Source organism: Erysipelothrix larvae (genome assembly GCF_001545095.1).
Classification (GTDB): Bacteria; Bacillota_I; Bacilli_A; order Erysipelotrichales; family Erysipelotrichaceae; genus Erysipelothrix; species Erysipelothrix larvae.
The window spans coordinates 1,057,396-1,072,637 of sequence record NZ_CP013213.1; the positions used below are offsets into that span (position 1 = coordinate 1,057,396).

General features: G+C 36.7%; 14 protein-coding genes. 12 read left to right on the forward strand and 2 right to left on the reverse strand.

The genetic code is table 11. The annotated features are described in order from the left end of the window. Positions 1 to 26 precede the first annotated feature (26 nt). The 12 genes from truB (at position 27) to deoB (ending at position 12,190) form a co-directional block, all read left to right on the forward strand. The gene (gene truB, locus AOC36_RS04865; RefSeq protein ID WP_067631988.1) at positions 27 to 869 is read left to right on the forward strand and encodes a tRNA pseudouridine(55) synthase TruB; all 843 of its coding nucleotides are present in this window, start codon (positions 27 to 29) and stop codon (positions 867 to 869) included. Continuing rightward, entirely contained in the window at positions 869 to 1,819 is a 951-nt protein-coding gene (ribF, locus tag AOC36_RS04870) for a riboflavin biosynthesis protein RibF (protein ID WP_067631990.1), read from the forward strand. Before truB ends, ribF begins: the two co-directional genes overlap by 1 nt. 154 nt (positions 1,820 to 1,973) lie before the next feature. Further along, positions 1,974 to 2,303 (forward strand): hypothetical protein, encoded by a 330-nt coding sequence (locus AOC36_RS04875; RefSeq protein ID WP_067631993.1) that lies wholly within the window; start codon positions 1,974 to 1,976, stop codon positions 2,301 to 2,303. 36 nt (positions 2,304 to 2,339) lie between these two features. Next, positions 2,340 to 3,110, forward strand: coding sequence for a transcription antitermination factor NusB (locus tag AOC36_RS12470; protein ID WP_067631996.1), 771 nt, complete (start codon positions 2,340 to 2,342; stop codon positions 3,108 to 3,110). Further along, positions 3,107 to 4,504 (forward strand): exodeoxyribonuclease VII large subunit, encoded by a 1,398-nt coding sequence (gene xseA, locus AOC36_RS04885; protein ID WP_067631998.1) that lies wholly within the window; start codon positions 3,107 to 3,109, stop codon positions 4,502 to 4,504. The genes AOC36_RS12470 and xseA overlap by 4 nt, the downstream gene beginning before the upstream one ends. Then, the gene (xseB, locus tag AOC36_RS04890) at positions 4,501 to 4,704 is read left to right on the forward strand and encodes an exodeoxyribonuclease VII small subunit (RefSeq protein ID WP_067631999.1); all 204 of its coding nucleotides are present in this window, start codon (positions 4,501 to 4,503) and stop codon (positions 4,702 to 4,704) included. Before xseA ends, xseB begins: the two co-directional genes overlap by 4 nt. Then, a complete protein-coding gene (locus tag AOC36_RS04895) occupies positions 4,688 to 5,527 on the forward strand; it encodes a polyprenyl synthetase family protein (RefSeq protein ID WP_067632001.1) in 840 nt (279 codons plus the stop codon). Before xseB ends, AOC36_RS04895 begins: the two co-directional genes overlap by 17 nt. Before the next feature lie 8 nt (positions 5,528 to 5,535). Then, a complete protein-coding gene (locus AOC36_RS04900; protein WP_067632004.1) occupies positions 5,536 to 7,257 on the forward strand; it encodes a 1-deoxy-D-xylulose-5-phosphate synthase N-terminal domain-containing protein in 1,722 nt (573 codons plus the stop codon). A 7-nt stretch (positions 7,258 to 7,264) separates the two neighbouring features. Beyond that, positions 7,265 to 8,902 (forward strand): DNA repair protein RecN, encoded by a 1,638-nt coding sequence (recN, locus tag AOC36_RS04905; protein ID WP_067632006.1) that lies wholly within the window; start codon positions 7,265 to 7,267, stop codon positions 8,900 to 8,902. Then, positions 8,899 to 10,077 (forward strand): DNA polymerase IV, encoded by a 1,179-nt coding sequence (dinB, locus tag AOC36_RS04910; protein WP_067632008.1) that lies wholly within the window; start codon positions 8,899 to 8,901, stop codon positions 10,075 to 10,077. Before recN ends, dinB begins: the two co-directional genes overlap by 4 nt. Continuing rightward, the gene (locus AOC36_RS04915; RefSeq protein ID WP_067632010.1) at positions 10,074 to 10,994 is read left to right on the forward strand and encodes a tyrosine-type recombinase/integrase; all 921 of its coding nucleotides are present in this window, start codon (positions 10,074 to 10,076) and stop codon (positions 10,992 to 10,994) included. Before dinB ends, AOC36_RS04915 begins: the two co-directional genes overlap by 4 nt. A 2-nt stretch (positions 10,995 to 10,996) precedes the next feature. Beyond that, positions 10,997 to 12,190: a phosphopentomutase gene (gene deoB / locus AOC36_RS04920; RefSeq protein ID WP_067632011.1), complete on the forward strand. Its 1,194-nt coding sequence runs from the start codon at positions 10,997 to 10,999 to the stop codon at positions 12,188 to 12,190. Between the two features lie 52 nt (positions 12,191 to 12,242). Here the strand turns inward: deoB and pepD are convergent, their stop codons facing one another. Together pepD and AOC36_RS04930 are read right to left on the reverse strand one after the other, a co-directional pair. Continuing rightward, positions 12,243 to 13,679, reverse strand: coding sequence for a beta-Ala-His dipeptidase (gene pepD, locus AOC36_RS04925; protein WP_067632013.1), 1,437 nt, complete (start codon positions 13,677 to 13,679; stop codon positions 12,243 to 12,245). A 297-nt stretch (positions 13,680 to 13,976) separates the two neighbouring features. Then, positions 13,977 to 15,236: a zinc-binding dehydrogenase gene (locus AOC36_RS04930; RefSeq protein WP_067632016.1), complete on the reverse strand. Its 1,260-nt coding sequence runs from the start codon at positions 15,234 to 15,236 to the stop codon at positions 13,977 to 13,979. Positions 15,237 to 15,242 lie beyond the last annotated feature (6 nt).

Consider the following 15,242-nt stretch of genomic DNA (forward strand, 5'->3'; position numbering starts at 1 on the left):
GCTTTTTCTTCCATAAGGGGTACTGTATGAATAAAAGTGGAATTTTATGTCTGTATAAACCAAAAGGGTTGACATCATTTGATGCGATTCATAAAGTAAAGCGTAAATTCGGGGTAAAGACTGGTCACAGTGGAACCTTAGACCCTGAAGCTGAAGGCATTTTAATTGTCGCAATTAACAATGCAACCAAAGCACTGCCATACATCGGAGTCAGTGATAAAGTCTACGAAGCAACGTTAACCCTTGGACTTAAAACGGATACCGGAGATATTTGGGGTGAGGTTGTTGAAAAACAGACTCTTTGTGATCTGGATGAAAATCATGTAAAAGCAGTTGTTTTATCCATGGTTGGGAAAATGAAACAACGCGTTCCATCGGTTTCCGCAAAAAAGATTAACGGAAAAAAACTCTATGAGTACCATCGTCAAAACCAAGCGGTTGAAACATTGTATACTGATATTGAAATCTACGCTATTGAGTTTCTTTGGTTTGATGGACAAAACATCTGCTTTAGAGCACATGTCTCCAATGGTACCTATATCCGAACACTTTGTGAAGACATTGCTGAAAAACTCGAAACCATTGGCTCGATGTCTTCTTTACTTCGAAGTAAAGTAGGGAACTTCACGCTCAAAGATGCGCATTTGTTAGAGGATATTGAGTGTTTAGATGAAGTGTTATTACCTACGAAAGATAACATTGCACTTCCAGTAATCAAAGACACCCAGTTTCAAACGCCAATTTTACATGGGAAACGGTTTGATTTACCAACTGATGAAGATTTAGTATTTGTGGATTGTGGGGAGGTATTTGCTGTCTGTGAGCGGACAGAAGAAGGAAATTTTAGAGTGAAAAGAGGATTATGGTAATGAAAGTAATACATATTGACACATTGGATTCATTGTCACATGATTTTGACGAAACAGCTGCTTGTATCGGATATTTTGATGGTGTTCATCGTGGGCATCAGGAACTGATTCATAAAACCCTAAAAGTAGCTTCTGAGAAAGATTTAAAATCATCTTTTATAACATTTCATCCCGATCCATGGTCAGTGCTTAAGGAATCAAATCAAGTAAACCATATTACACCTATGGTTGAAAAAACTCGAATTGTCGAATCGTATGGTTTTGATATGATGGTGGTTATTGGGTTTACAAAAGATATCTCACGACTCTCACCACAAGATTTTATTGAAAAATTAATCTTACCACTTAATGTTAAATCTCTCATCTGTGGCAATGATTATCGATTTGGATTTAAAGGTCAAGGAACTCCAGCATATATTCAGGCCAATTATGCCGACATATTACCATGTGATGTGATTGATCTTCTAAATGATGAGTTTGGAAAAATTGGATCAACACATATTATCCAAAAAATCCTAAAAGGAAATATGGAAGTTGTGACTCAAGAATTAGGTCGTGAATACTGTGTGAGTGGTAAAGTAATTCATGGACGAAAGCAAGGTCGTTTGATTGGCTTTCCTACTGCGAATATGGAACTGATTGGAGAGTATGTCATCCCAAAACCAGGTGTTTATGCTGGGTATACACGAGTTAAAGAGAATGTATATATCAGTATTATTAATATTGGATATAACCCAACGTTTAATACAACACCAACGTTATCCATTGAAACCCATATCCTTGATTTTAACGATGAAATATATGGTGAAGTTATTACCCAATCATTCAGTGTAAGAATTCGTGATGAGCTGAAGTTTGACGGACTTGATGGACTCATCGATCAAATGAATCAAGATGCTCAATTTGCAAGAGAACACTTAGGTGAAAACCTAAAGCATGTTAAATTTTGATGTCAGTTATTTTGATTGAATTTATGAAATTACAAGTGTCACACACACAACATTAAGTGAGTTATCACATAAGTTAGCTTTCAATACGAATTGGCATTGTTTTCTTTTGTTTTTTGCTAATTTAATGTTATAATTATTCAAGAAGGTGATATATATGAGTGATTATTTAGTAATTCAAGGTGTGGATACTGGACTTGGAAGTGTTAAGGTATCAAACACAGTCGTAGATTCTATTGTTCGTCAAGTAATTGATGAAAGTACTTCCGTTTTTTTAGATGAAACACGTACAATTAAAGCAGCACCAATCTTAAATATTGCTGAAGATGCACTGCAAATTGTGCTTAAAGTTAGAGTTAAATACGGTGAAGATGTTGAACATTCATGTACCGACTTACAAAAGAATTTGACAGAAGCATTAGAATTGATGCTTGATTATCGAAATCCAGATATCATTATTAATGTAGTAGGATTTAGATTTAGTTAGAAGCAGATATCTGCTTCTTTTAATGTGGAGGAATGAATGAAAAGACACGAACAACGACAACATGCACTAGCACTGATATATATGCACTTATTACGTGATGAATCCTTTGATTCTTTGGTTGAATCTGTAAGTGATGTAGCAAAACTTGATAAGTTGATGATATTAGTAGAAGATGGGGAAGGGAATGCTATCCCTAATGTTAATATCAAGCTGAATTCAAAAAATACAAGCACACTGTATAAAGCAAAATCAAATAAAGATGGTGTCGCTTCTTTTAACAAAGTATTAAAGGGGTCATACTTCTTATCACTTGCTGAAAGTGATCGTGAAATTTCATTGAATCAACCACTTTTCGGTGTTGAAAATGCAGTGGTACAACCTGTAGATAAAGATGATGAAGTACAACCTATTAAACGAAAAGCAATCAGACATAAGATTAATCAATTGAAATGGGAACCCATCATTGTTGATATGCCATCCTTACTTAACGATGATGTGATGATTCATATCACAGTGGATACGTTTATCCCATATCTTGAATTAAATGATGATTTTATGAATGTATTATATCGAATTGAAGAACGCTTCGAAATTTACCGTGCGGTTATTGATGATACGCTCAAGAAAACATGGAAATTTGAAAGACTGGGTCTAATCGAACAATCCATCCTTCTCTTAGCTTGCGCTGAACTAGAGTTTGGTGATGTTCCAAAAACCATTGTTGTGAATGAAGCGGTTGAATTAGCAAAAGAGTTCTCAGATGAGGAATCATATAAACTCATTAATGGAGTGTTAGATACATTATGATGAATAATCCAGTGTCAGTCAGTGAATTTTTATCAGTCGTAAAGGGAATCGTCTCAGACATTCCCTTATTTCAAAATGTCATATTAGTAGGCGAGTTGTCAAATTTCAAAGCGCATTCTAGTGGACATTTTTATTTTTCACTGAAGGACGATAAAGCGCGTATCTCTGCAGTAATGTTTCGATCCCAGGCACAGTCTGTATTATTTAAACCAAAAGATGGCGATAAAGTCATCATTCAAGGGCGCTTTGATGTTTATCCGCAAACTGGACAAATGCAAGTTTATGTTTCCAAGATGAACTTGGATGGATTGGGTGATCTCTACATCCAATATGAAGCGCTCAAAAAAGAACTCGAAGAAAAAGGATATTTCCAGAGTTCACATAAAAAGAGTCTTCCACCATACCCACAAAGAATTGGTGTTATCTGTGGAGCGGGGAGTGCAGCTCATGCAGATATTACACGAACATTAAGAAGCCGATGGCCCTTAGCAGAACAAGTCGATTTATTCTCCCTTGTTCAAGGGGATGGTGCAACCCAAGATCTTGTGACAAAGATTGAATTTGCAGATGAGATGGGACTAGATGTTATTATCTTAGCTCGAGGCGGCGGAAGTATCGAAGATTTGTGGGCTTTTAACACAATTCCAGTGATTATGGCTGTATACAATTGCAAAACACCAATTGTTACTGGAATTGGCCATGAAAGCGACACTACTTTGTCAGACTATGTAGCGGATTATCGAGCAGCTACTCCAACTGGAGCTGCTCATGAAGTGACACCTGATACACAAGAAATACGGATTACTTTGAAGAAGGTTGATCGTGCAAATATCATGAGTATAAGTCGTTCGATTGTAGCACTTTCTCACTCATTTGATACAATTAAGAACAAACCTTACTATCAAGATTATAAAACGTTGTTTAATTACCGGTGGATGGATTTGGATCGCGTCAACTATAGTTTGAATCAACACTATCAGCAATTTCAACGGCATACGCAGATGTTGAAACGAACCGTCGATACCATGGGTTATAACCTACAACATACATTTCAAAAACAAAATATGGCATTAGATAAAACCGTCAATCAATTTCACATGAATATTGACTTTAAATTATCTACCGCAAGACGCGATACGATTCAATCAAATGAAGACTTAATCAGGGGAATGAGTGGGTTTGTAACCTTGAAAAAAAAGGCATTTAGTGATATTCTTAAGACATTGAGTTACCTTTCTCCACTGAATGTTATGATCCGTGGATACAGTGTATCTTCACATGGTGAAAATGTAATTAAGTCAATTGATGATATTGATATCAATGATGAAATGAATACACGCGTGCAAGATGGAATTCTTATAAGTAAAATTGTCAGAAAGGAACTAAAACAATGACTGAATTTAACTTTGAAAAAGCGATGAAACGATTAACAGAAATCTCTGAATTATTAGAAAGTGATACTTTACCGCTTGATGAATCGATCAAGTTGTTCGAAGAAGGACTTGAGTTATCAAAGCAGTGTCAAGATAAATTGACACAATATGAAACGAAGGTAAAGGATTTGGTAGATAAGCATAATGAATCTGTCTCATAAAATTACTGCTATAAATATACATCTTGAACAATCGGTGGATTCACTGGAAGATTCAAAGGTTAAAGAAGCTTTAAAATACTCACTTTTAAGTGGTGGTAAACGATTGCGTCCTGTTATGCTCTTATCGTTACTTGAAGACTTAGGCGTAAATATGTCTATAGGGATGGATGCTGCATGTGCACTTGAGTGCATCCATGCGTATTCTTTAGTGCATGATGATCTTCCTGCGCTTGATAATGATGATTTAAGAAGAGGGAAACCTACAAACCATAAGGTTTATGGTGAAGATTTTGCAATCCTAGCAGGGGATGCTTTATTAACGTTTGCATTTCAACTTGTATCTGATTGTGATAACGCAAAAGATTGCGTTGGGATTCTAGCAAAACAAGCTGGATCAAATGGGATGATATTAGGTCAAGAGCTTGATATTCTTGATGATATTCACACACTTGAAGAATTACTGAAATGTTATGAACTTAAAACAGGATGCTTATTTAATGCGTCACTTGAAATGGCTGTTGTCTTAGCACAACGCAATGATCTAAGACCTTTCGCTTCTAAGTTAGGTAGAAACTTAGGCATTGCCTTTCAAATCCAAGATGATTTATTGGAAGTTACACAAAGCAGTGAGATTATTGGTAAATCAGTTCAAAGTGATTTAATCCGCAACAAAAAGACAATTCTCTCATTTATGTCACTTGACAAAGCACAACTCTATTTAGATGACTTATTCAAGACAATCTTTGATTTGATGCATGACAATCATCTCAGCAATCAAAGTTTGTATGAACTCGTTAAAACAATCGATAAACGAATTATGTAGGAGGGAACATGAACAAACTGCCAGCATTTGACTTGAAAACAATGAATATTGCTCAGCTTGAGGATACGGCGTCTTTAATATCCGACTACTTAGTGAACAAGACGCATTTTAGTGTTGAATCGCTTACTCGATCCCTGATGGTGATGGAAGTAACGATGGCACTTCACCATGTTTTTGATGTCAAAAAAAGTCAGATTGTGTTTGATAATCTAGAAGAAAGTATCGTCCATCGCTTCTTAATGGGAGGGTATGATGATTTAACTGATTTCGAGTATAAACATGATTTTTATCAATCCTCGCAACCGGGCTATGGCTTAGGTGTTGGTTGTGGTTTAGCCTTGGAATCTGATGGACAAATCATTGTGGTAATCGATGATTATGCCCTTAACTATGGAACGACATTTGAATCATTGCTCCAAATCGCAACGTACAATCCAGACATGATTATCGTTGTGATTGATGAACAAAACTCTTTACTTCGCCATTATAGTTCTGTAGATTCAATTATTAAATCAGTAAGAATTAGTAAAACGTATACAACCCTTAAAAAAGATGTGAAAATGCTATTGTCCAATCCAGTTGGGAAACCTTTACTTGGAACTATGACAAAAGTTCGTGATGGTTTAAAAGAACGTATCATTGAACCAACCATTTTTTCTCAATTTGGTCTTGAATACAAAGGACCGTTGAATGGGTCAAACCTTAAGGAATGTATTCGTGCTTTTCAGGTTGCGAAAACACTCAAAGGACCCCAAATATTCCATGTCAAGACGCGCCTTCGCCGGTCTTTCCAATCAACTGTTCAATTTCCAAAATTTAAAACAGATCATAGTGTGCCAGAGGGGTATAAAAACTATCTCGAACATATCGATAATCTATTATCAGAACGTGACGACATCATCGTATTTAATGACGTGATACGTCATCAAGATCATTTAGTTGACTTTGCGATTAAGTATCCAGATCACTATATCATCAGCAGTGGGAGTCACAATTCATTAATAGATATGATGAAGGGTTACTCTATGAAGGGAAACAAGTGTGTGCTTGTGATGAATTCTTCTGATTATAAATACTGTGCACCACATATTGAAGAACAGTTTAGAGAAAGCGATGATATCACCATCATCTTGCGTGATGCAGGACTCGCACCACGTCCTGGACGCGTAAATCAAGGTGTTTTTGATTTGACCTATTCACAAATCTTTACCAACCATATTTATATGGGGAAAGATATTGATGAAACAACAACTTTATTGCCTCAGATTTTAGATATTACACAAGGGGTACGTATCCTAAGAATTCCAACTGGTCTAACTGGGTATCGTGGTCACAATGATCCTGTGGGATTATCATCATGGACCATACTAAATAAAGAAGAAGTCACAGAGCCTGTCGGTGTGATTTTTACCTATGGTCCAAGTGTTAATCAAATTCTCAATAAGATCCGTGTTAATAACTATCGTGTTTGGGTAGTAAACTGTACCTGTCCTTTAATTGGCGATGAAGATGTTTTGTCGGAAGTATCAAAACATAACATTCCAAGTGTCGTTTATGACTTAGAAGATATCTCAGCTTCTTTATTTATAATTGTTTCTAACTATTTAGGGATGTCAAAGTCTTCAAATCTTTCGTTGCATGGCACAAACCTAAACCTTGGATCAAAAGATTTGAAAAACGTGTATCACTTAAATATTGAACATGCTCTTTCGATAATAATTGATAAGTAGGTGACGTATGTTAGTAAATTTATATATCAAGAATTATATTTTGATTCAAGAATTATCTGTTTCACTTTCAGATCGTTTTAATGTCTTTACTGGAGAAACAGGTGCAGGAAAATCTCTTGTCGTTGATGCGCTTAATTTTGTAACCGGTGAACGAAGCAAAAGTTCGGTAGTTGGGAAACACGGAAACCGAGCACTTGTTGAGGCATCGTTTTCAGTGAGTCCAACATCATCTTTTTATAAAGAACTCGAATTATTGGGATACATTGAATCCGAAGATGATTTAGTGATTGTTTCACGCGAAATTTCAAAAGATGGACGGAATGTATGTCGAATCAACGGAAGAACGGTTAATGTTTCAACAATGAAAGATGTCTTATCAAAGACACTGGATATTCATTCACAACATGAAACACAATATCTCCTCAATACAACACACCAACTCAAACTCCTCGATATGTATCTTAACGATTCAAAATACCTCCAACACTATCAAGAAACTTTTCACAAATATAAGCAAATTGTTGATGAGATTCACCGACTTAAAACCACGACATTATCTGGTTATGAGCTTGAATTCGCGAAAACACAACTCAATGAAATTGAAGCATTTAAGCCGTCAAGTGATGAGTATGAAGCGATTCGGCTTGAAATCAAACAACTCGATGATTATGAAAAGAATAAATCCTTGCTAAATGACATTGAATCCACACTAACGGGTTCTAAAGATGTTTTAGGATCACTTTTCAGTATTAAAGATCATTTTAATATGCTTTCTGATTTAAAAGAAGGGTTTGATGATGTCTATTATCGTTTAGAAGACATATCCTATCAAGTATCAAAAATAAATAGTGAAACATCCTTCGACGCAATTGTCTATGAAAAACTACAAGATAGACTGTATAAATATAACCAAATGATTCGTAAATATCTTTCTCTTGAAGGATTGTTTGAGAAAAAGAAAGAACTAGAAACTATGATCCATGCTGTGGAACATCATGATCAGTTAATGGAAGATTTAGACATAGAATTGAAGAAGGTAGAAGATTTATTAGCTCAAGATGCGCGTTTACTTAGAAACGCACGTGTTGATGCATCAAAACGTCTAATCCAAGAGGTTGTTGGCCAATGTCGCGACTTAATGCTTGAGAATGTTCGATTTGATATTTCTTTTGATGATATCGACTATTCTGAATCGGGAAAAGACCGAATTGTCTTTATGGTTAGTATGAATAAGGGAGAAGCACTCCAACCGCTTGCTAGTGCTGCTAGCGGCGGAGAACTTTCACGTGTGATGCTTGCAATGAAAGTCATCTTCAGTAAACTTCAAGGAATAACAACACTTGTATTTGATGAAATTGATACTGGAGTCAGTGGCAAAGTATCCCTTAAGATTGGTGAGAAAATGAAAACAATCTCAAAAGATACTCAAGTGCTGACAATTACACACTATGGAACTGTTGCTGCATGTGCACATAATCATTACCTCATTGAGAAATCTGAAGATCATGACCATACCATCACTTCTGTGAAACGACTTAAGACCAAAGAACGGGTACACGAACTTGCTTTGATGATGTCTGGAAATGAAGAAGAAGCCTCACTATTGGCTGCAAGTCAGCTTTTTGAACAAGGACAAAGTTTATGAGCCACCATGCAAAAGTAATTTTCCACATTGATATTAACGCCTTTTTTGCCAGTGCCCATCTGATTTTGGATCCTTCTTTACAAGGGAAACCAGTAGTGGTCGCGCGTGATGCAACAGGGTCAGTTATTACGACCGCTTCTTATGAAGCACGTGAATATGGAATTAACAGTGCAATGCCCTTAAGTAGAGCAAAACAACTCTGTAAAGACCTTGTGATTGTTGAAATGGATTTTGGTTGGTATCAAGAACTCTCCGAACAATTTATGGAAATCGTGAGCACATTTGGTTCATCCATTCAACCGATGAGTATCGATGAATGTTATTTAGATGTAACCGAATCAATCAAACGATACAAACGACCTTTAGATCTAGCGGTTACGATTCAAAAAACAGTACACGAGAAACTCAAACTACCTGTGAGTATTGGGGTTGGACCCAATAAGTTTTTAGCAAAAATGGCCAGTGATATGAAAAAACCCATGGGAATTACAGTACTGAGAAAACGGGAAGTGGATACCATGTTGTGGCCACTACCAATCGAAGATATGTATGGCATAGGAAAGAAAACTGTTCCTAAACTTAAAGCACAAGGCATTGTGACCATTGGAGATCTCGCACATGCAAATCCTGATTCAATTCGAAACATTCTAGGAATCAATACTGAAAACTATATCGATCGAGCAAATGGGAATGCAAGCAGTCAAATTGAAGAATCTTCCGTCGCGAAATCGGTGGGTCAATCAAAAACTTTAATTCCAGCAATCCATGACTTTGACGAATTGAAGACTGCAATTCTTCATGAAGTTGTACAAGTAGAACGACGCTTAAAGAAAACAGGTATGGTAGGGAAAACGGTTCAATTTTCATTAAGACTTGAAAACTACAAAACTGCAAGTCGATCGGTTACGTTAGACCGCTATATTGATTCGAAAAACGATATTTTCGAAAATGCTCTCATGCTTTATGATGAATTTGAAGGTGAGGGGGCAGTGACGTTTATTTCAGTTGCGCTTTCCAATCTTCTTCCACGCGAAGATGTCGTCTCGCAAATTAATCTATTTGATGTAACACGCAATCTTAAAACGGATGAACTGATTGGCAAATTAAATAACGCTCTTAAAACAGATGTCTTTAAGAAAGCAAGTGATGTTCGTGCTTCCGGTAAGAAATTATGATTGCCCTTGATAAACATTATCAGGATTTTATCTATCACATTCAGTTTGTAGAACCTTTAAGTAAAAACACAGTAGAAAACTATCGTCGTGATGTTGAAGAATACATTCGCTTTTTAAAACGTCAGAAAATCGAAGACATAGATCAAGTTACGCATGCGCTGTTGATCGAATATTTCTCAGATATGACACACACCCTTCAACCTGCGTCAATCAGTCGAAAACGGGTATCTGTGCGTCAGTTTCACCGATATTTACACCGCTTTGGCAGGGCTCAATTCAATCCAACAACGCTACTATCAAGTCATAAAGAAGCGCAAAGGATTCCCAAAGCAGTTTCAATTGATTCTGTTCGTACGTTAGTATCGTTTGAAAAAGAATTGCCCAAAGATTTCTTGGATTTTGCAATTATTCTTTTACTCTTTCGATGTGGACTTCGTGTGAGTGAATGTGTTGATTTATCGTTCCAACAATACAACGAACACGAAGGATGGTTGCGGATCTTGGGAAAGGGAAATAAAGAACGCTTTGTTCCAATTTCAAAAGATGCCAATGATGCGCTTAAAGCTTACATAAAAACTACACGCCCCATCTGTATAAAAAAACAAAATGATGCATCGCGGCGATACATATTTTTTACATTGCGTGGAAACCGAATTACAAGACAATATGTCCACGAAATGCTACAATATAGGTGCAATGAAACGGGCGTTAATGAACATATCTCGGCGCATACGTTGCGCCATACATTCGCAACAACACTGCTTGATGCGGGTGTGGATCTTAGAATTATTCAAGAGTTACTTGGACATGAAGATATCCAAACAACTCAAATATATACCCATGTCAAACGTCAAACATTAAAGAATGAATATGAACGCTATATGTTTGGGGATTTTGACTTTGAAGGAGATGATTAAAAATGGGGAAATATAAGTTTAATCGAATTATTACAGTCGTTATGGACTCTGTGGGAGCAGGAGCAGCCCATGATGCAGAAAAGTATGGCGATGCCGGTTCAGATACACTTGGACACATCGGTGAAGCTGTAGGGGGGCTCAATCTTCCTTACCTTCAAAATTTAGGCCTTGGAAATCTACATCCAATCAAGGGTGTTGATCCTGTAGAAAAACCACACGGATATTATACGAAACTTGTTGAAACTTCTGCAGGAAAAGATACGATGACTGGTCACTGGGAATTAATGGGCTTATTCATCGATGAACCTTTTATTACATTTACTGAGACAGGATTTCCACAAGATTTACTGGATGAACTTTCATCGCGAACAGGGTATGGCATTATTGGAAATAAAGCTGCGAGTGGCACTGAAATCTTAGATGAGCTTGGTGAAGAACACATGGCAACTAAAAAGATGATTGTTTACACCTCTGCTGACTCTGTACTGCAAATTGCAGCTCATGAAGAAGTGTTTGGTTTGGATGAATTGTATCGCGCATGTGAAATTGCACGTGAACTCACAATGAAACCTGAATGGAAGGTTGGACGTGTCATTGCACGGCCGTTTATCGGTGACAAAAAAGGTGCGTTTACACGTACTTCAAATAGACATGATTATGCTTTGAAGCCATTTGGGAAAACAGAGTTAGATCATTTGAAAGATGCTGGCTTGGATGTAATCAGTGTTGGGAAAATTATTGATATCTTTGATGGTGAAGGAATTACAGATTACCATCGATCCAAGAGCAATTTCCATGGAATGGAACAAACCATCGATATTGTTAAGAACACTGATTTTACAGGATTGATGTTTGTTAATCTTGTTGATTTTGATGCACTTTGGGGTCATCGTAGAAATCCTGAAGGATATGCAAAACAATTAGAGGAATTTGACGGACAATTAGCAGAACTTCTTGCGTCACTTAGAAATGATGATTTACTCATCATAACTGCAGATCATGGTAATGATCCAACACATCCTGGAACCGATCATACACGTGAAGAAGTACCGGTGCTATACTACTCACCATCATTCACGCATTTTGGTCCACTTAAAGATAAAGGATTCTTTGCTGACATTGCACAAACAATTGCGGATAACTTCAATACAGCTAAACCTGAATATGGGACATCAGTATTGGATGAACTAATATAAGATAAAAAAGGTGGAATCATTTTAAATAATGTGATTCTACCTTTTTGCTATATTATTGATTGAAGGTGTTCAGTGACTTCATGAATGCAAGAATAAATTCATAGGTTCTTTCAAATGACGCGAGGTCAAGATGTTCAGAAGGGGTATGAATATCATACATAAGGGGACCGATATTGACGATATCAAGCGCAGGCATCTTATCTTTAAAGATTCCCAGCTCAAGCCCACCATGTGTTGCTTCTTCAACAATTTCATAACCTCGAAGCTCAAAGAACACATCCTTAAGCTGTTTTCTTAGTTTCGAATCCTTATCATAGTTCCAACCAGGATAATGGGCCGTAACATCGATTTGCACCCCTAAATTATCGGTAATCCATTGAACCTGTCTCATTAAGTTATCCAAGACGAATGCTTGGGTTGCGCGAACAGAAAGGAGTATTTCAAGTTGATTATTTTCAAGTGCGATCTTTCCAATGTTTGCTGAAGCAATTACTAAATCTTTGATTGCCATACTCTTATGAATCACGCCATAGGGTAACATAAACAAAAGATCAATTATCTTTTGAGTACTTTGCTTACTCAGGACTCTATGTGATTGGCCATCTGAGATAGAGATTTCTAAACCAGGATCACTGAATTGAAACTGAAATTTTAATTCATCGATGATTGAATCTATCCATTGCTTAAAGGGTTCAATCAGTTCATTATTCAGTGCAATTTCAAAATCTACTTCGCGACAAATAGCGTTAACTTTTAAGCCGCCTTCAATATCCACAAGGCGAATCTCAAATTTATCCAAGGCACGTCGTAAGATAAACCCTGCGATTTTCAATGCGTTTCCATATTCTTTATCAATATCGATTCCTGAATGACCGCCTAGAAGCCCACGGATGCTAATCTGAAGTGTTTCATAAGAGGTTGCTTCATAATCGATTGGAGCGATGAGTCTGCTGTACACGCCACCTGTTGATGATACACAAACGATATTCTCACCACCACTATCAAGACCCAGCATTAATTCTGACTTTAAACCTGACATATCTAAGTTTTCAGCGCCAATAAGACCGACTTCTTCTTGCACAGTGAAGACACATTCAAGGGCAGGGTGATGAATTTGTGTGTCTTCAAGGATTGCGAGCATATAAGCAACACCAACACCGTCATCAGCGCCTAATGTTGTATTATTTGCCCACAAATGTCCATCCCTAACACATAATGAAAGGGGGTCTATACTAAAATCATGGTTGCTTGATTTATTCTTCTCTGCGACCATGTCCATGTGACCTTGAAGTAATAATGTTGGAACATCTTCATATCCAGGTGTTGCTTGTTTCTTGATGATAACGTTAAAGTGTTCATCTTGGATGGTTTCAAGTCCTAAACGCAAACCAAAATCAACAATAAAATTACTAATGCGTTCTTCGTCAAAAGAAGCACGGGGTATTTCACTAATTTGTTTAAATAGTTCAATGATTCTAGATTCTGCCATAAGAATCCTCCTTTACTGATGTTGTAATTATTATATCGTATCTAGGAAATTGAATTCTATTAACTACAAATCGAGATTCACATGAATAATAGAGAATAATGAAAGAATTTAGACTAAAATGATTCACAATCTATTTAGGGGGCTTGAAGGAACCTAAAGGATCTGATTAAGATGTATTAGTGATAAATTATTATCCAAAACTTACATAATATACATTATACGAAGTAATGAAATGCTTTGATGAACTCATATGTCCAAAATAAAAGAACTGTAATGACACAGTTCTTGCTTACTATCTTAAACGTTGAAGTAATTTAAGAGATAATGTTCAGCTTCTTTATTCCAAAGTCCATTATATTTTTCGCATAATAGATCTAACGCTTTAAATAATTCGTTGTCTTGACCCAATGCTTTAAAATCTTCAATCGCTGTCAATGGCAGTTCTATATGTGTATAGATTAATTTCTTACCACCAGGAATGTTTGGAAGATTCTTGGTTGTTTCACCAGCACTGTTTAAACCACCAATATGTGTGATCATTAAGGATGGATTAATCAGACCTTTGCTTGCTAAATCAAGTGCTTCAATTAAATCATCATTATTACCACCAGTTGTACCCATGATATGTGTACTAGTATAATGCACATCATAGAGATTTATGTTTGCTAAGAAGTTTTTGTCGGTTGGTCCTGCAAAGACATTTAAACATCCGTCAAAGGCCAAGAGTCGATTTCCTTGTTCAGCTAAATCTTTCACTGGAACATACACAAATACATCATCATAGCCGTGTCCGTTTGTCAGGTCCATGAGTGCTTGTTCGTCATCGTCATAATCATTTGGATTAAAATAGACTAATTCAATCCCTTTTTCTTTCATTTTTGTTTCAGGAAGGACTTTCTTAGCACGGTCAAGGCGATCTTGACTAATATCGGTTACAACCACCATTTTTGGTTTCTTTTCTAGAGCACCAGCATAATCAATTGCTCCAAGACCCATCGGGCCAGTTCCACCTAAAATTAGAAGATATCCCCCCTCTTTTATCCCCATTTCGTGGTCGTAGTTTCTTTTATTGGTATGATAATTTGCGTTAAACCCACCAATTACACACGACATAGGTTCTCCTAAACTTGCACTATAATATGAATCCCCTTCATATACCATAAGGCATCCAAGTTCCATAACTTCTTGTGGGATGATGCAATACGTGCAATCCCCGCCAAAATATGGGTATGAATAGCCAGGTGATGCTAAGCTGCCTTTGTAATTTAATGCCGGTTGTTGCGCAAATTTTTGACCGGGTTTAAATTGGTCTTGCCATTTCTTGCCTACCTTAATAATATCTCCTGCAAACTCATGACCTAAAATAATTGGGTTTTCATGAACATTATCTGGCACACGTTTGTGATTCGCACCTTGAATGATTGTTTTATATGAGGACATGCAAATGCTGTCTGACACAACTTTTACTAAGATCTCATCGTCTTTTATTTCAGGCAATTCAAAAGTTTCAAGACGAACGTCATTAACACCATAAAGGCGTACTGCTTTTGTTTCCATAGTATG